Origin of the sequence: Endozoicomonas sp. GU-1 (assembly GCF_027366395.1) — a bacterium.
Lineage (GTDB): Bacteria > Pseudomonadota > Gammaproteobacteria > Pseudomonadales > Endozoicomonadaceae > Endozoicomonas.
Window position 1 is genome coordinate 3,103,414 of the sequence record NZ_CP114771.1, and the last position, 17,524, is coordinate 3,120,937.

At 50.3% G+C, this 17,524-nt stretch carries 20 protein-coding genes and 1 pseudogene; 15 read left to right on the forward strand and 6 right to left on the reverse strand.

The annotated features are described in order from the left end of the window. Positions 1-436: 436 nt before the first annotated feature. The 3 genes and pseudogenes from O3276_RS12680 to nfo all read left to right on the forward strand — a co-directional run bounded on the left by O3276_RS12680 (position 437) and on the right by nfo (position 3,044). Positions 437-1,064 (forward strand): annotated as a pseudogene (locus tag O3276_RS12680) (transcription termination/antitermination NusG family protein). Beyond that, positions 1,064-2,008 carry an alpha/beta hydrolase gene (locus O3276_RS12685; protein WP_269671677.1) on the forward strand — a complete coding sequence of 315 codons (945 nt, stop codon included), beginning with the start codon at positions 1,064-1,066 and terminating at the stop codon, positions 2,006-2,008. The pseudogene O3276_RS12680 and the gene O3276_RS12685 overlap by 1 nt, the downstream one beginning before the upstream one ends. A 184-nt stretch (positions 2,009-2,192) precedes the next feature. After that, complete coding sequence (gene nfo / locus O3276_RS12690; RefSeq protein WP_269671678.1) at positions 2,193-3,044, forward strand: deoxyribonuclease IV; 852 nt, start codon at positions 2,193-2,195, stop codon at positions 3,042-3,044. Between the two features lie 152 nt (positions 3,045-3,196). Here the strand turns inward: nfo and O3276_RS12695 are convergent, their stop codons facing one another. Beyond that, entirely contained in the window at positions 3,197-4,219 is a 1,023-nt protein-coding gene (locus O3276_RS12695; protein WP_269671679.1) for a hypothetical protein, read from the reverse strand. A gap of 414 nt (positions 4,220-4,633) precedes the next feature. Between O3276_RS12695 and O3276_RS12700 the strand changes: the two genes are divergently transcribed. Then, positions 4,634-6,070, forward strand: a complete 1,437-nt coding sequence (locus O3276_RS12700) for a hypothetical protein (RefSeq protein ID WP_269671680.1) — start codon at positions 4,634-4,636, stop codon at positions 6,068-6,070. Positions 6,071-6,257: 187 nt separating this feature from the next. Here the strand turns inward: O3276_RS12700 and O3276_RS12705 are convergent, their stop codons facing one another. Then, entirely contained in the window at positions 6,258-6,500 is a 243-nt protein-coding gene (locus O3276_RS12705) for a hypothetical protein (RefSeq protein WP_269671681.1), read from the reverse strand. Here O3276_RS12705 and O3276_RS12710 point away from each other — a divergent pair. The 11 genes from O3276_RS12710 to O3276_RS12760 all read left to right on the forward strand — a co-directional run bounded on the left by O3276_RS12710 (position 6,487) and on the right by O3276_RS12760 (position 11,201). Further along, a complete protein-coding gene (locus O3276_RS12710; protein ID WP_269671682.1) occupies positions 6,487-6,906 on the forward strand; it encodes a hypothetical protein in 420 nt (139 codons plus the stop codon). The genes O3276_RS12705 and O3276_RS12710 overlap by 14 nt on opposite strands. A 123-nt stretch (positions 6,907-7,029) precedes the next feature. After that, entirely contained in the window at positions 7,030-7,431 is a 402-nt protein-coding gene (locus tag O3276_RS12715) for a hypothetical protein (RefSeq protein WP_269671683.1), read from the forward strand. A 323-nt stretch (positions 7,432-7,754) separates the two neighbouring features. Then, the gene (locus tag O3276_RS12720; RefSeq protein ID WP_269671684.1) at positions 7,755-7,898 is read left to right on the forward strand and encodes a hypothetical protein; all 144 of its coding nucleotides are present in this window, start codon (positions 7,755-7,757) and stop codon (positions 7,896-7,898) included. Between the two features lie 1,222 nt (positions 7,899-9,120). Beyond that, entirely contained in the window at positions 9,121-9,519 is a 399-nt protein-coding gene (locus O3276_RS12725; RefSeq protein ID WP_269671685.1) for a hypothetical protein, read from the forward strand. 27 nt (positions 9,520-9,546) lie between these two features. Continuing rightward, positions 9,547-9,705 carry a hypothetical protein gene (locus O3276_RS12730; protein ID WP_269671686.1) on the forward strand — a complete coding sequence of 53 codons (159 nt, stop codon included), beginning with the start codon at positions 9,547-9,549 and terminating at the stop codon, positions 9,703-9,705. A 27-nt stretch (positions 9,706-9,732) separates the two neighbouring features. After that, the gene (locus tag O3276_RS12735; protein WP_269671687.1) at positions 9,733-9,891 is read left to right on the forward strand and encodes a hypothetical protein; all 159 of its coding nucleotides are present in this window, start codon (positions 9,733-9,735) and stop codon (positions 9,889-9,891) included. 27 nt (positions 9,892-9,918) lie between these two features. Then, positions 9,919-10,077 carry a hypothetical protein gene (locus O3276_RS12740; RefSeq protein ID WP_269671688.1) on the forward strand — a complete coding sequence of 53 codons (159 nt, stop codon included), beginning with the start codon at positions 9,919-9,921 and terminating at the stop codon, positions 10,075-10,077. Positions 10,078-10,104: 27 nt separating this feature from the next. Continuing rightward, positions 10,105-10,263 carry a hypothetical protein gene (locus tag O3276_RS12745; protein ID WP_269671689.1) on the forward strand — a complete coding sequence of 53 codons (159 nt, stop codon included), beginning with the start codon at positions 10,105-10,107 and terminating at the stop codon, positions 10,261-10,263. A gap of 27 nt (positions 10,264-10,290) precedes the next feature. After that, positions 10,291-10,449, forward strand: coding sequence for a hypothetical protein (locus tag O3276_RS12750; protein ID WP_269671690.1), 159 nt, complete (start codon positions 10,291-10,293; stop codon positions 10,447-10,449). 27 nt (positions 10,450-10,476) lie between these two features. Continuing rightward, complete coding sequence (locus O3276_RS12755) at positions 10,477-10,635, forward strand: hypothetical protein (RefSeq protein WP_269671691.1); 159 nt, start codon at positions 10,477-10,479, stop codon at positions 10,633-10,635. 188 nt (positions 10,636-10,823) lie between these two features. Next, on the forward strand, positions 10,824-11,201 hold the full coding sequence (locus tag O3276_RS12760) for a hypothetical protein (RefSeq protein WP_269671692.1): 378 nt from the start codon (positions 10,824-10,826) through the stop codon (positions 11,199-11,201). Between the two features lie 113 nt (positions 11,202-11,314). Here O3276_RS12760 and pntB read toward each other — a convergent pair whose 3' ends face one another. The 4 genes from pntB to O3276_RS12780 form a co-directional block, all read right to left on the reverse strand. Next, complete coding sequence (pntB, locus tag O3276_RS12765; protein ID WP_269671693.1) at positions 11,315-12,715, reverse strand: Re/Si-specific NAD(P)(+) transhydrogenase subunit beta; 1,401 nt, start codon at positions 12,713-12,715, stop codon at positions 11,315-11,317. 15 nt (positions 12,716-12,730) lie between these two features. Beyond that, positions 12,731-14,263, reverse strand: a complete 1,533-nt coding sequence (locus O3276_RS12770; RefSeq protein WP_269671694.1) for a Re/Si-specific NAD(P)(+) transhydrogenase subunit alpha — start codon at positions 14,261-14,263, stop codon at positions 12,731-12,733. Between the two features lie 615 nt (positions 14,264-14,878). Then, entirely contained in the window at positions 14,879-16,387 is a 1,509-nt protein-coding gene (gene glpK / locus O3276_RS12775; protein ID WP_269671695.1) for a glycerol kinase GlpK, read from the reverse strand. A gap of 75 nt (positions 16,388-16,462) precedes the next feature. Continuing rightward, positions 16,463-17,281 (reverse strand): MIP/aquaporin family protein, encoded by an 819-nt coding sequence (locus O3276_RS12780; protein WP_269671696.1) that lies wholly within the window; start codon positions 17,279-17,281, stop codon positions 16,463-16,465. Positions 17,282-17,524: the final 243 nt, after the last annotated feature.

Below are 17,524 nucleotides of genomic sequence, written 5' to 3' on the forward strand. Positions count from 1 at the left end.
CAATACCGGAAGACCATCTATGTTCTTCCGGTACCTTTACCACCTTGCCCACCCTGTTTACTTGCTTCCCTGAAAAAATAGTCTTTCGATACAGGGCTCTACTGCTGATTGAGTATTGTCTGAATAACTGAGTCCTGTAGAATGCTCTCGTCGAACACCTTTAGATCAGCTGATTCTATTGAATGCAGAAACCACCTGCTGGCCAGCGTCATCGTGCTTTTTACTGGCATAGTTCTTGTCTTCAGCATATATACTGGCTTCTACTGTCGTGCGCTTCCCCCGTTAGATAAGGGTCGTGTTAACTGTACGACAACCCGGCAACTTGCCGCATTGGCTGAATGTCTGATGATGAAGTTCACACATTGCAGGGAACCGCTTCGAGGCACTCTACCTGCCCGTTGGTTATTTTCAGTAAACGTCGTCAAAAGGATTTGTTATGTCATCTGAACAAGCGGCTTTGCAACAGGGATGGTATTTGCTGAAAGCCAAACACCGGGAAGAGGTTCGTGCTCAGGATAACCTTGAGCACCAGGGCTTTGAGGCCTATTGTCCTCTCATCCTGGAAAAAAGCACTCGCGTTCCCCCTGTTTCCGGGCTATCTGTTCATCCACTTAGACAAGGATGCCCTTCCCTCTTTTCACAAAATCCGTTCAACCCGGGGCATCGCCCAGGTGGTCCGGTTTAACAAGATCAGTCAAAAGCTCTACAACGAAGGGCGACTGCCTGAAAAGGATATGGGCAAGCTACTACCCAGGCCGATACCTGATGGTGAGCAGCTGATCGACCAGATTGAGGCATTTGTCTGGAAATACAATGGCCGCATTCCGGATGAGAAGCCAGACTCCGTCAGCTTCAAGGAAGGTGAGTCGGTACTGTATAACAACCCTCTTTTCCGACACCTTGAAAGTACGTTTGTCAAAGGTGTTAAGATGGACCGCGGTATTATTCTTATCCAGTTCATTGAAAGTCAGCGAACTGACGAAGGCATTGAAGAAAAGATTGTTGCCAGAAAAGAGATAGAAGTTCCCTTAAAGGACCTCCAGAAAGTACCTGAAGAAAGTTAATGGACAAACTTAAGCTTATCTCTGATATGCGCCCGCTCTCCCATGGCCTGACGCCGTATCCTCACGAACAGGCATACTTTGAGTATTACCGCATTGACTTGGAAAAGCGCCTCCCTGATGTCCAGCATTGCCTGGGGTATATAAACAGCACTGAATACCGCATTGCCTGCCACCTATACACCCGGCCTGAAGCCAAAGGCTCGGTATTTCTGCTCCATGGCTACTATGACCATGTCGGCTTGTTTGAGCATATTATCCGCTTCTTTATTGAAGAAGGCTTTAACGTTCTGGCCTACGATCTTCCCGGTCACGGGCTTTCCAGTGGCCAGCCAGCGACCATTGAAGACTTTGCACACTATCGCCTGGTGCTGGCAGATGTTATGCAGTACTGCGCGTCAATGCTGCCCGGGCCATGGCTTGCCTACGGTCAGAGTACAGGGGGTGCCATTATTACCGAGTTGTTGCATCACCATACCAGGCAAGGCACGCCGATGCCTTTTGATCAGGTTATCCTGTCTGCTCCACTGGTTCGGCCCTGGTTATGGAAACTCAGCCGACTACAGCTCTACCTGGCCCGGCCATTTATTCGCCAGATTCCCAGGCAATTCAAAGATAACTGTCGGGATAAAGACTTCCTGAACAGAGCGCACAATGATCCACTGGCACCAACCGTGTTACCCACACAGTGGGTCTCTGCTTTGGACCGCTGGATTCGAACAATAGAGTCATCCAAAGAGCAAATCCCGTTAAGCCCGCTGATCCTTCAGGGCACGGATGACACCACAGTGGACGGCCCCTATAACATTCAGGCTTTAGGGCAACTATATCGCTCGCCCAAAGTCCTATGGCTGGAGGGTGCCCGGCATCACCTGCCGAATGAGCTGACAGAAACCCGGGCTCAATATATGCAATGGTTATCAGAAGAGATGAATGCCCGGGAATAGTGCCTACAGTTGCAATTAGGATTTGTCCGGGAAAATCTCGCCGCCCGCTTCCCGCCACCCGCTGCCCGCAAGAGCACAAGCGGTTCCAATTTTTCGGGAAGCGGGAAGCTGGTAGTCTGTAGAAAAGTGGAAGTTATTTCAGGACAATTCCTTATCCCATAAAACCCACAGGAAGTACCAATCAATGAAATACATAGGAGCACACGTCAGTGCGGCCGGTGGTGTCGAAAATGCCCCGGTGAATGCTCATGAATTAGGTGCAACCGCCTTTGCCCTGTTCACCAAAAATCAAAGACAGTGGAAGGCCAAACCGCTGTCAATGAAGAGCATCGAGTTATTCAGAGAGCGTTGTGAGCAATACCATTTCACACCGCAACAAATTCTTCCCCACGACAGTTATCTGATCAACCTGGGTCATCCGGAGCCCGAAGCCCTGGAGAAGTCCCGGCTGGCATTTATTGATGAGATGGAACGGTGTATGCAGCTCGGTCTTGACCGACTGAACTTTCACCCGGGCAGTCACCTGAGAAAAATCGGGGTATCGGACTGCCTGAGTAAAATTGCCCAGTCCATCAATATGGCCCTTGAGCAAACGCAGGGCGTGATTGCGGTGATCGAAAATACCGCAGGCCAGGGCAGCAACCTGGGGTGGCAATTTGCCGAAATCGCCGAAATCATTGATCAGGTGGACGACAAAAGCCGTGTTGGTGTCTGTCTGGATACCTGCCACACTTTTGCTGCCGGTTACGACCTTCGCACACAGGACGCCTGCCAGAAAACGTTTGCCGAGTTCGAGCAGGTCATTGGTTTTCAGTACCTGAAAGGCATGCACCTGAATGACTCCAAAGGCGCACTGGGCTCACGAAAAGACCGGCACCACAGCCTGGGCCAGGGTGAGATTGGTTGGGAGGTATTTCGCTATATCATGGCTGACAGCCGTTTTGATGGCATTCCCATGGTTCTGGAAACCATTGATGAAACACTCTGGGCAGACGAGATAGAGTCACTGAAAATGATGTCCGGGGCCTATCCGTAATCGAAAGGTACTCCCGCCGAACCAGGAGCCTGTGGTTGTTGTTCCAATGGTGCGGCAGAAATGTGGTGGTTATTGACGGAGTTGTTGGTGGGATGGTTGGCGGCTGATCGCAGCCGCTAAACCATAAGCTCAGATATCTTTCGAAATTGCCATCATTCGACGTAGAAGTTCTCTTGCTTGAGCTTTATTGACTTTTGGCTGATCTTGGCTTGATCATAATCCTGTTGCAAAAGATGAGAGATCATCTCCTGCATATGGCACAAAGCCTGTTTGGCTTTTTGGGCCGGTTCATTCTGTATAATCAGCCTGGAATGGCCCACTTGAATAGACAGCTTGGGGCTTTCATCTTCATCATCATCATCCCACACACTTGGATACTCAAAGCATTCATCCACCTCTTTCTTGGCATCATTCAGTTTGTCTTGTAGGGTGAGGAGAGTAAAAATGACATTTGGTCGTTTGTTTTCATCGGCGAGCGCCTCAACAAAATAATCCAGCTTGCTGTCCAGAATTTTTTTGACAACTTCAGGCGCAATAAAGTTTGCTGCACTTTCGGCCTGAAAGCGGGCTGCTTTCGCAACACTCATTTTGAGACAACGGGGATCATTCAAATAGACCATGAGTTTGTCTTGAGCTTCTATAGCGCGTTCTTTCTCATCGAAGTCAATTGCGAAGCGCAGATCTTTGTAATGCTCGGCAATCACCAGGTAAGTTTTGATATCGTCGGTGGGAATCAAGTAGGTCGTGTGTTTGGTACTAATTGGTAAGTACGGAAAACCTGCTAAATGATATTCGCCAAACTTTGATTCCTTTTTGCGCACCATACTACTAAAAGCCAGCCTTTCCTTTCTGATCTCGTCTTTTTCCTTTTTGGACAGTTCCGGGAATGGACCGCCATCAAGAAAACGATCGAGTTGCGATGGATAGGTTCTTGTCGATGATTCGCTGACAGGCACAATCGAGCTTCTGTCTGCTAAGGAAACTGTCGATGGTTGACCAGTTCCGGATGCGGGCTGACTTGCAAAAGTTGAGGAAGACATAGCTTGTGAGCTGGCATCTTGTACTTTCATACCATTTAATTCACCAGTGATGGCTGTCAGGGCTTGTCCCATCGGCTGGTTGTCAGCACCGGCTGGTATAGAAAGACGGATTGGCGAATGACTTCTGCATTCCATGGCAAATTCTCCTATTTTCCACTGATAGTCTTGAGTTTTCGAGTCTCGCTAACCTCTTTTGACCACACACCACTGACATTAGTTCCAATGCCGCCATTATCTCCTCCCTATAGAAGGTGCTGCCCAGAGTGTGCTGGCAAGTCTTGGCCTGTTGGTATTGCAATGGGGCCGCCCAGGTGGGGCCGCCTAGGTGGGGCCGCCCAGGTGGGGCCGCCCGGGTGGGCCGACCAGACATTGTTCTCAATTGAAGAAAATGATGTCTATCGATTGAATGGGAAAAATTAAAACGAACGTTTTTCTAAAAAAAGTGTCCAATCTTTAACAGTTCGATTTTATGAACCATCGTACTTCATAATCCAAAACAGATAATTCAGTTTTATCAAATAGTTATTTCACAGAAGGAGCTGAGAAGTCATGATCAGGGAAGCTACATCAGGCGTGGATGAGCGCTATCCGGGTTTATTTTTACCAGCACCTGAAATAGCGGTGTCACAGGAGTTAGCGAACAACAGGAAAAAGTCCAGTGAACAAATACCAGGGACAGGCCAGCCTCTGAATCATCGAGCCCTCAAAGTAGCCTACGTGGGCATGGGCCCTGTTGCCCTTTACAATGCATTGCAACTGAAGGCAGGCCAGCCTGATACGGATATAGAAATGTTTGAAAAGAGAGCAGAATACGCTCGAAATCACACAGTTCACATTGACGATCAATGCTTCAGATCACTGAAGAGTTATGACCATCCGGTGTTAACACCGGGAATGGCGCAGCTTAGAGATAAAATCCGCAGGCAGCATGGTCATATCAGTTGTAAAGAGCTTGAAACCGATTTGAAGTCAATTGCCCAACAAATGGGCATTACCCTGCACGCTGGCAGTGATTATGAAGTGGTTGCCATTGGCGATGGTAAAGTAACGTTTACCTCAGGAGAAGCCCTGTTTGATGCCCTTGTCTGTGCCGATGGCGCACATTCAAAAAGTAGAAAAGCGTTACTGACAATGGCCGATAACCCCGGCTACCAGGGAGAAGATATTCTCTTCTCCGAACTGTCATCAACCGATGAAGACAGTGAGTTTACCTCAAAAAAAGACCTGCAATATCGAGTCAGGGTAAAATACCAGGTCAAGGGCCCAACGAAAAAGCTGGCCAGTGGCTGGCTCAATCTTTCCCGCTATGTTTATGCAACCTTCAAATTGATGTTATCACCGGTCGAAGAGAGAATTCGCCCACTCAATGAACAGACCAATGAGGTCACCATCGACTTTTTTATTTCAAAAGAAGAGTTCGAGAGTCTGTCTGGCTACAACCTTGGCCATGCGGCAAAGCTCTCCGACAGTAAAGTAAGGGGTAGCCTGAAAGAAAAAATAAAAAACTGGCAGGCGATAAAGCAGCAATACTGCCAGGAAACCCTCATTGCTGACACTGAAGAATTGACGCCCCATACCCTGTCTATTTTTCATGCCCGTCAAGTTCACCATGTCACGCCATCCGGCAAGCTTATCTGCATCGCCGGAGATGCCGCCACATCACTTCCCTATTACCGCTCGTTGAATAACTTTCTGGTGGTTGGTGCCAAACTTGGCAGAAAGCTGGCAACGGCAAGCAGGGCAGATTTAGCCAAAACAGGCGAAGCCTATGAGCAATACGCCAGCCGTCGTGCTCGCTGGGAAGGCTTTAAAGCCAAACTCAAAAACTTCATGATCAACGTTATGAAACTCTGTTTATGGATAAGCAATAAAGTGTACTGGAAAATCAATGTCTGGGATCCGTTGAAACTTAAGGATTGGAGAAAGACATTACCCGAATGGGAAGTTCAACCGCATCATCCCACTGCAACGTCAACCGTTGGATAATCAGGAGGCAGTCCGAGAATAGACTCACCTCACAAAACGGAATGTTTATCCTTAATTTTTGCCACCCTCACCATGGGGTCGCCCGGACGGGTGCTATGCTCGTACCAGACGGGATGCGTGTATGCTTTCAATGTTTATCCGCATTAGTCTGGCGTTTGATGGCGGGCTGCCGGTTCTGGATTCACTGTCAGACATCAATCGACCGCAAAGAAACCAGTTCCATGCTATCCGCTTTTTTCCCCATAGCTGGTGAATGGCAGCAAATCGCATCTTTGATCCGGGTAATGGGCCGCAGGGCTAACTTTTTGCCCCTTAACCCTGCCTTATAGCCCTGGTACCACTCGTAGCAGGTATACAGCACAACGCCACCGGTGAGAATGCCCGCTACAACCCCTCCGGCCAGGGTAGGTAACGGAATGCCGGCATCCACTTCGTCGGTGTTAAGAAGGAGGGATGAAGTATCGACGTTATCGGTTATGTTAACCGATGAAGAAGCCGGTGGACTGGCCAGCTGTGAACTTGACAGTGATGGCCTTGCAGAACGGGTCAATGCTGAAATTGACGGAGCCGTCGAGGAAGTTAATGCACTTTCCAGCTGTGAACCTGGTAGTGCTGAAGCTGGCGTTGCAGAGCTGGCTGACGCTGAAATGGTTGGAGCCAACGACGAAGTCAGTGCACTTTCCGTCTTTGAACCTGGCGTCATTGGTAATGACGTCGTCACACCGGTTGATTCTGACATTGCCGAAGCCGTTGAGGAATTTAACGCACTTTCCAGCTGTGAGTCGGGTAGCGCTGAAGTTGGCGTTGCAGAACTGGCCGACCCTGAAATGGTCTGAGACGACGAAGTAAGTGTACTTGCCAGTTGTGGACTTGACAGACCCACCGATAACGGTGATTTTGCGCTCGATAAGTAGTTCAGATAGTCAGAGCTGTCTGTAGTAGCCCGGGTTACAGTGCTATTGCCCCGTGCTTCCAGAGACGGAGCTAACACCTCAGCTGTTGTCTGGCCGTCGCCAGCTGAAGTTGGACTGGCCAGCTGTGAACTTAACATTGATGGCCTTACAGAACGGGTCAATGCTGAAATTGACGGAGCCGTCGAGGAAGTTAATGCACTTTCCAACTGTGAACCTGGTAGTGCTGAAGTTGGCGTTGCAGAGCTGGCTGACGCTGAAATTGTCGGAGCCAACGACGAAGTCAGTACACTTTCCGTCTTTGAACCTGGCGTCATTGGTAATGACGTCGTCACACCGGTTGATTCTGACATTGCCGAAGCCGTTGAGGAATTTAACGCACTTTCCAGCTGTGAGTCGGGTAGCGCTGAAGTTGGCGTTGCAGAACTGGCCGACCCTGAAATGGTCTGAGACGACGAAGTAAGTGTACTTGCCAGTTGTGGACTTGACAGACTCACCGATAACGATGATTTTGCGCTCGATGAGTAGTTCGGGTAATAAGGGCTGCGCTTGGTAGCCGTGGTTGCAGTGCTGTTGACCCGTGTTTCCGGAGATGGATTAAAAAAGTCAGTTGTTGTTTTATTGCTGCCAGTTGTGGTGGCCGTGGTGAGTTGTGTGGGTGGCGCGTCAGTAATTTGCCTTGGGCAGTTTGCCTTAGGGCAATCAAGATTTTTCGGCTGGTTGTTGTTGATTGTGGTGTTACAGGCACGGGTGCTAGTAGATGAACGAGCCTTTTGGCCAGCGGCTATGCCAGCGTGAGCACCCTTGATGGTAGTGTTGCAGGCAGTGGTATCGATGATGCGCACATTGCCACTTTCATCTCCATAGCCAGTGCCCACTGCGGCATAACTATAACCATCCGTTTCGTGAACTGCTGATATCTGACAATCGATAGCGGTTGTCTGGCTAATCTCATTTTTGGAGCCCGCGTCTTTTCCTAACTCGGCCACAGCAATCGCCGCAGCAGATTCTCTATAGTATTTGTTCCAAGCTTTAATTGTCACATTTCTGGCAGTGGTGTTATGGATCGTGCACCCATGATCAAGATATGCAGTGGCAACAGCTGCCCGACCTTTGGAGTCCAATTGACTATGTTCGGCCAGAGTATGTTGGATCGTGCTTTGCTTACATTTTGCTGTTACGATTCCCGAAGCGGGTCCGTCACTTGCGGTGGAATACCCATTTAACTCAAGATGGTTTTTGATAACAGTAGTATTGCTAATATCGCAACGCCTCGCTGAGGCAACAACTACCGCAATCTTTGGGACTTGTTTACTCTCCGCTCTTTCCTTGGAAAGTATTTCGTTATTGAAGGCATAAGTACCCTTAATTTTAATTTTTGTGCGGCCTATCGCCTGCCCCGCAACACCACCGGCGTAGACAAATCGCGTGTTGTCGATCAGCTTGTTATTGGTAAGTTTCGAGTTTTTGACAGTGACTTTATTCTCCATTTTACCAGCCATCAAGCCAGTGCCAGTGTAACGATTACTATTCGAATCTTTCCATTTGTCACTTCCCGTGATGATAGTGCAATTGTCAATCGAATTATTGTCCAGGGAAGCGGATCCTATGGCCTTTCCGGTTAATATTCCTACATTATAATTATAAGCTCCACTTATTGATGCGCTCATTTTCGAGTGCTTGACTTGGTTGCCTTCCAGTTTTGAGTTGTCTTTGATCTCTCCCGCCAGCATTCCAATATTTCCCGAGCCGCCTCTTCCTTCCAACTTGAACTTAGAATGTTCCACGGTGTTATTTTTCAGCAGAGCTTTGCTGGCTTCACAGGCGATTACGCCCTTATTACCGGTAAATTCCGGGACTTTTATATCTACACGAGCTTTTGTAACCACCACGTTACGTACTATTCCCCCTTTTTCCACCTGCTGGAAGAGGCAGTTATTCAGGTTGCTAATGCTCTTGCCGTTACCGTTGTATTCACCAGTGAATTCCGGGATAGGTGAATGGTTTTTGCCAGCATCAATATTAGCGATCTGTTTATACTTACCATTGGGTGGATAGCACGGCTCCTCTTTCTTCCCGATTTTGGCCAGGTCAGCCTTACTTCCAACAGGAATCTCTGCCCCCCTGCAACCCGGCGGTATGGTTAGAGTGGTCGGTGGTGATGTTGAGAAAATTGAAGGCGAAACAGCTGAACTCGACGATTCTGAAGTTGTTAGTGTTGGCGATAAAGCAGGAGAACTGGGCAGCTGGGAACTTGAGAGCGATGACGATGGCGTTGCAGAGCTGGTCAACTCTGAGATTATCGGTGATGACGACGAAATAACTGCACTTTTCACCTGTGAGCTTGATAACTTTGCCGTAGGCGTTGCAGAACTGGCCAATTGTGAAGTCGTCGGAGACGACGAAGAAGCCAATGAGCTGGCTAGCTTAGAACTTGACGGCGCTGGCATTGCAGTACTGGCTGATTGTGAAAATGCCGAAGATGGCAAAGAAGCCAGCGAGCTGGTCGGGCCGGAACTTGGCAGCGTTGTCATTTGAGTTGCAGAGCTGGGCAATTCTGAAGTTGTGGGAGACAACGAAGTGGTGAGTGACCTTTCCTGCTGTGAACTTGATCTTGATAGCACTGGCGATGGCGTTGCAGAACCGGTCAATGGTGAAACTGTCGAAGCCGACGAAGAAGCCAGTGAGCTGGTCGGCCCGGAACTTGGCAGCGCTGTCATTTGAGTTGCAGAGCTGGGCAATTCTGAAGTTGTGGGAGACAACGAAGTGGTGAGTGTCCTTTCCTGCTGTGAACTTGATCTTGATAGCACTGGCGATGGCGTTACAGAACCGGTCAATGGTGAAACTGTCGAAGCAGGCGAAGAAGCCAGTGAGCTGGTCGGCCCGGAACTTGGCAGCGCTGTCATTTGAGTTGCAGAACTGGGCAATTCTGAAGTTGTGGGAGACAGCGAAGTGGTGAGTGACCTTTCCTGCTGTGAACTTGATCTTGATAGCACTGGCGATGGCGTTGCAGAACCGGTCAATGGTGAAACTGTCGAAGCCGACGAAGAAGCCAGTGAGCTGGTCGGCCCGGAACTTGGCAGCGTTGTCATTTGAGTTGCAGAGCTGGGCAATTCTGAAGTTGTGGGAGACAACGAAGTGGTGAGTGACCTTTCCTGCTGTGAACTTGATCTTGATAGCAATGGCGACGGTGTTGCAGAACTGTCTGATTGTGAAACTGCTGAAGACGGCGAAGAAGCCAGTGAGCTGGTCGGCCTGGAACTTGGCTGCGCTGTCATTTGAGTTGCAGAGCTGGGCAATTCTGAAGTTGTGGGAGACAACGAAGTGGTGAGTGACCTTTCCTGCTGTGAACTTGATCTTGATAGCAATGGCGATGGCGTTGCAGAACTGGTCAATGGTGAAACTGCCGAAGTCGGCGAAGAAGCCAGTGAGCTGGTCGGCCCGGAACTTGGCTGCGCTGTCATTTGAGTTGCAGAGCTGGGCAATTCTGAAGTTGTGGGAGACAACGAAGTGGTGAGTGACCTTTCCTGCTGTGAACTTGATCTTGATAGCAATGGCGACGGTGTTGCAGAACTGTCTGATTGTGAAACTGCTGAAGACGGCGAAGAAGCCAGTGAGCTGGTCGGCCCGGGACTTGGCAGCGCTGTCATTTGAGTTGCAGAGCTAGGCAATTCTGAAGTTGTCGGAGCCTGCGACGTAGTATGTGTATTTTTCAGCTGAGAGCTTGATTGCCTTGGTGTTGGTGTTGGTGTTGGTGTTGACGTTGGTGTTGCAGAACTGGTCGATTGCAAAGTTGAGGCAGCAGTACCAGGCGATTCTTTACTGGTTCCCGGATTTTGGTCTTGCGTCGTCTCACCCCCACAACCCGGCAGGCTGGCCAGCGCCAGACAAGCCATGGCCACCTGGTTGATAGTATTGAAATAGCTATCGGCGGGTATGGCTTTCTGGGCCAGACGCAGGGCCAGCTCTTTAGGTTGAATCTTCAGCTGTATACATGGGCCATCCGACTGAACAGACCGTTGCCCGGGATCAAAGTCCGGATGAAAGGATTTAGCCACGGTCTTACCGACATTCCAGATACCCGACCAGCACGAACCCTCCGGGATATGGCCACTATCAGTGGCAGCCGAATCAGACGGTGGTGTCATGGTTACGCAGGAAGTAAGTACAGAGTGCATTTCAAAGTTTCCGAGGTTACAGGATTCGGAATACAAATGTAGATGCAAATAAGAATGATTGTTTTTTATTTTTAACAGTACCGGGATTACTGAGCGTTCCTGGCAGAAATGTTCCTGGCTGACAGCGCTTGCTGCCAGCCAGACAGGAGGGAATATCAGAACTGTTTGAGAATCTGCTCAACACTGTCGGTGGCATCACCAAACAGCATACGGCTGTTGTCACGGAAGAACAGTGGGTTCTGAACACCCGCATAACCGGTCGCCATCGAGCGTTTGAAGACAATCACTTCTCCGGCTTCCCAGACCCGCAATACCGGCATGCCGGCGATTGGGCTGTTGGGATCTTCAGCCGCCGCCGGGTTCACCGTGTCGTTGGCACCGATCACCAGAACCGTATCGGTATCGGCAAAGTCATCGTTGATTTCATCCATCTCTTCCACGATGTCATAAGGCACCTTTGCCTCAGCCAGCAGTACATTCATATGGCCCGGCAGACGACCGGCCACCGGATGGATACCGAAACGAACCTTGATCCCACGGTCCCGCAGCTTCTTGACCAGGTCACGAACCGGGTGCTGAGCCTGGGCAACCGCCATACCATAGCCAGGCGTGATAATAACGCTGGTGGAGTTCTTCAGCTGTTCCGCAACGTCTTCTGCGCTGACTTCGGTATACTCACCCTGATCACCACCTTCAACGATCGTCCCCTCTGCGGTACCAAAGCCACCCAGAATCACCGAAATAAACGACCGATTCATGGCTGCGCACATCAGGTAAGAGAGGATGGCACCGGAAGATCCCACCATGGCACCGGTAATGATCAGCAGGTTGTTGCCCAGCATAAAGCCAGTCATGGCCGCCGCCAGACCTGAGTAAGCGTTCAGCATGGAGACCACCACCGGCATATCGGCACCGCCAATACCCAGCACCAGGGTGATACCAAAGGCAAAGGCCAGCAGGGTGACCAGCACCAGGGCCAGAATACTGTGCTGCTGTACATAGACAACCCCCATCAACACCGCCAGGCCAAGGATAGCCAGGTTGCTCCAGTGCTTACCGGGCAGTGATACCGGACGGCTGGAAATCTTGCCATGAAGCTTCAACGCCGCCACCACCGAGCCACTGAACGTCACCGCACCAATAATAATCCCGATAAAGATTTCCGAACTGTGAATCAACTGCTCAGCGGACATGACCAGGTCTTTCAACTGGCCAGCCAGTGAGTCATTGACTTCCAGCGCACTGGCAAAACCAATCAGTACGGCGGCCAGACCACCAAAGCCGTTCAGAATGGCCACCAGCTGTGGCATTTCCGTCATCTGGACTTTAATCGCCAGATAAAGACCAACACCCGCACCCACTATCATGCAGAGCGTTACCAGGGTAATACCGGCAATATGGGCATGAGCCAGGGTGGCCAGTACGGCCACCACCATCCCGGTGATGCCGTAGATATTGCCGTTTTTTGCCGTATCCTGTCGGCTAAGCCCGGCAAGACTCATAACAAACATTAATGCAGCGACCAGATAAGCCGCTACCAGTAATCCTTCAGACATTGCGAGCGACTCCTGTTAATCCAGACGGAACATCTTGAGCATCCGCTGGGTAACAGCGAATCCACCAACAATATTGATGACAGCGACCGTGATGGCAATACCCGACAGGGCAAGGACGATATTGTTGTCACTGCCCATCTGGACCAGACCACCAACCACCACAATGCCGCTGATGGCGTTGGTAACACTCATCAATGGTGTATGCAGCGCAGACGTCACATTCCAGATTACGTAATAGCCGACGATGGAAGCGAGGACAAAAACGGTGAAATGTTCCAGGAAACTGCCGGGGGCCGAGTTAGCCACACAACCAAAGAGGACAGCACCGACAGCCATCAGCACCGGCTTCAGCCAGGGCCTGGCCTTTGCTTCCTGCTCGGGCTCTTTAGCCATCACCGGTTCCGGCCCGGCAGCCGGGGCGGCACTGACTTTCACCGGGGGTGGTGGCCAGGTGATGCTGCCGTCACGGATCACGGTCAGGCCACGGATCACTTCATCATCAAAGTTGATATCAATCTGCCCATCCTTGTTTGGACAGAGCAGCTTCAGCAGATTCACCAGGTTAGTGCCGTACAGTTGCGATGACTGGGTGGGCAGACGACTCGGCAGATCGGTATAACCGATCACTTTTACGCCATGGGCAACGGTGATCTGGTCCTTGACGGTACATGCACAGTTACCGCCGGTCTGGGCAGCCAGATCGACAATAACACTGCCGGGCTTCATGGCCTTGACCATGTCTTCGGTGATCAGCTTTGGTGCCGGTTTACCGGGAATAAGCGCCGTGGTGATGATGATATCAACGTCTCTGGCCTGCTCCATAAAGAGCGCCATCTCAGCATCAATAAACGCCTGGCTCATCTCCTTGGCATACCCATCGGAAGAGTCCTGCTCTTCTTCATAATCCAGCTCAAGGAACTCGGCCCCCATACTCTCAACCTGTTCCTTCACTTCAGGCCGGGTATCGAAGGCACGCACAATGGCACCCATGCTGCCCGCTGCACCCAGGGCAGCCAGGCCAGCAACACCGGCACCAATGACCAGCACCTTGGCTGGAGGAATTTTACCGGCCGCCGTGATCTGGCCATTAAAGAAGCGGCCAAACTCGTGGGATGCCTCAACCACCGCACGATAGCCACCAATATTGGCCATTGAACTCAGGGCATCCAGGGACTGTGAGCGCGACAGGCGCGGTACGCCGTCCATTGCCAGAATGTTCACATTACGCTGGCTAAGCTTATTCATCAGCGCTTCATTCTGGGCAGGCCAAATGAAGCTGGCCAGGGTAGCGCCATCTTTAAGCAGTGCAATTTCATCATCAATGGGCGCGTTCACCTTGAGAATAATGTCTGAGTTCCAGACCTCATCACGATCAACGACCCGGGCACCAGCCTGAGTAAATGCTTCATCCCCAAAGTTCGCTTTTACCCCTGCACCTCGTTCAACGACGACGTCAAAACCGAGCTTCTGCAACTTGCCCACTGTATCGGGCGTTGCAGCAACACGATTCTCGTTTTCCTGGACCTCTCCAGGGATCCCTATGCGCATAACGGTCACCGGAAGCTAAATTAATAGACTTTTCATTCAGTGCATCAGCACTTCTGAACCGGATACAAGGAGCCAGTTCAGAGTGCTTACCCCAATCAACAATGCTGAAACTTTTACTGTGAAAACGACCAACATTCTTACCTGATTTGTACATTGACAAGATCACAGGAACCGACAACATACGACATCATTCTTACACCAAAAATTCAGGCATATTGAGCTGTTTCATAAGATGGAAGCCCCGTGCAGGCAGCCTGTCTCAGAAGCCCTTCTTATAAATCAGGGCACACATAGTAAGTGATTTTTTGACAAAGTGGTAATTAACAACACTTGTTGGTGGGATTACCTATTTACCTGTATGCCGAAAACTTTGGCCAACTTTGAAAATCCACAGGCAATCTTGCCCAGGCACTATCGGTCAGTGTTGAGTGATGAAATGTTAATTGTGGGTATGAAAGACGGAGAGAATCATCCCAAAAGGACAGGCAAACTGAGAAATAAGGTTGGATTTATAAGGCTACGGTTGTGTAGATCGGCTACCAGACTCCACACCACACATTGGCCAAAGCAGTGCTCAGGGTAGCAAGCGCACCCTGAGCCCGTGAACACTTGTGTTTATTCCTGGTCTTCCCATTTCAGGCTGCGTTCTACGGCTTTCTTCCAGCCTTTGTACAACCCGCTACGCTGTTCATCATCCATCACCGGAATATAAACACGATCAACGCCTACCTTGTCCTTAAGCTCATCGATGCTCTTCCAGAAACCAACGGCAAGACCTGCCAGATAAGCGGAACCCGCTGCTGTTGATTCCGTCACCGTTGGACGAACCACTTCCTTATTCAAAATATCTGACTGGAACTGCATCAGGAAGTTATTGGCAACAGCACCACCATCCACACGCAGCTGTTTCATTTCGATACCCGCATCCTGCTGCATCGCTTCAATCAGATCACGGGACTGGTAAGCAATGGCCTCCAGCGTGGCACGCACAATATGGTTTCGGTTAGCACCACGGGTCAGACCGAAAATAGCACCACGGGCATAAGGATCCCAGTAGGGCGCTCCCAGGCCAACAAAGCCCGGCACGACATATACACCATTAGTGTCTTTTACTTTGCTGGCAAAATATTCGGTATCCGCCGCATCACGAACCAGGCCAAGCTCATCACGAAGCCACTGAACAGAAGCCCCACCCATAAAGACAGAGCCTTCCAGGGCATAATGCACCTTGCCATCAATACCAAAGGCGATGGTCGTTAAAAGACCATTTTCGGACTTAACCGGTGTCTCGCCGGTATTCATCAACAGGAAGCAGCCTGTGCCATAGGTGTTTTTGGCCATGCCTTTCTCATGGCACATCTGGCCAAACAGGGCGGCCTGCTGGTCACCTGCCATACCAGCCACCGGAATCCGGGTGCCGCCTTTACCACCAATGTTGGTCTTGCCATACACTTCCGAGCTGGACTTCACTTCAGGCAGCATGCTGCGTGGAATATCCAGCGCCTGCAAAATGGTGTCATCCCACTCCAGACGGTTGATATCAAACAGCATGGTCCGTGAAGCGTTGGTTACATCCGTCACATGGGCGCGGCCATTGGTGAGCTTCCAGGTCAGCCAGGTATCCACGGTACCGAACAACAGGTCACCTTTCTCGGCACTTTCACGGGCACCTTCAACGTTATCAAGAATCCACTTGATTTTTGTGCCAGAGAAATAGGCGTCCAGAACCAGACCGGTAGTTTCACGGATATGACTTTCCAGACCGGCTTTTTTTAATTGTTCGCAGATCTCCGTTGTACGACGGCATTGCCATACAATGGCGTTATAGACCGGCTGACCGGTAGTTTTATCCCAGACAACAGTGGTTTCCCGCTGATTGGTAATACCAAGTGCAGCCACCTCGTCCGGGCGAATATTGGTTTTTGCCAGCACCTCGGTCAGAACCGAACTCTGGGTCGCCCAGATCTCCATCGGGTTGTGCTCAACCCAGCCCGGTTGAGGATAATACTGGGTAAATTCCCGCTGAGAAGTACCAACGATGTCACCATCGTGGTTAAAAATGATGGCCCGTGAACTGGTGGTACCCTGATCAAGAGAAACAATGTATTTCTTTTCAGTGGTCATTCTTTTGTCCTTAATTCCTTAGCTGGCAGGGGTATCATCACCCCTACCTTCTCACAAAAATCGGCTAATAATCGATCAGGCGGTTCTGATTTCACAACCAGGTGTGGCGCACACAGCAGGTTCTACCTGCTTGCCCAGCACATTGATGTAAAGCCATGCGCCGGTCATGGCACCACAGATTGGAGCAACAATCGGTACCCAGAAATAGGGGTTGGCTCGTGCACCCGTCAGCGCCACTTCGCCCCAGCCAGCAAAAAACGCGAAGAGTTTCGGGCCAAAATCCCGTGCCGGATTCATGGCAAAACCGGTCAGAGGGCCGAAAGATGCCCCGATAACCGCGATAAGAATACCGATCAAAAGAGCGGAAAGTGCACCGTTGGAAACACCATTATTATCATCACCAATGGCCAGAATCCCGCCCATCAGCACAGCGGTAATGACGAACTCAACAGCGAAGGCCTGCAGGTTAGTGAGTGACGAGTGGGCATAAGTGGAGAAAATACCCGCTGTGGCCAGACTCTTCTCAGAGCCACGAATAATATTATGGGCCAACTCATAATCAGCGAATAAGCCACTGTACAGGAAGTAAACCAGGGCCGCAGCGCAGAATGCACCCAGTACCTGGGCAATAATAAAGGGAATGACCTTTTGCTTGTTGAAGCCTTTAAAGACAGTTAACGCAAGCGTCACGGCCGGATTCAGGTGAGCACCGGAGATGCCGCCGGTCACATAGATGGCAATGGCAACACCAAGACCCCAGACGATGGATATTTCCCACTGGCCGAAATCAACACCGGCCAGAACCAGCGCCGCTACACAACCCGCACCAAAGAAAATAAGAAGCCCGGTGCCAATAAACTCGGCAAGACATTCCCCCAGCAATGATTTTCTCATAATGGCTACTTCCACCTGCTTCACGCAGATCAACAATTATTAGTTAAGGCAGTGTCGTAAATACTGAATTCAGCAAATGCCTTGTTGGCGGCGAATTTTTACAAACAACAACAAACATTATCAATCCTGAAAGGTTGATATAAATCAATCAATTACCCATAAAGAAGGCTAATTGCGGGAAATACGCACAAAGCCAATCCACAAAACAACATTAATTTTCATGCGCCTCATGAACTTCGATTA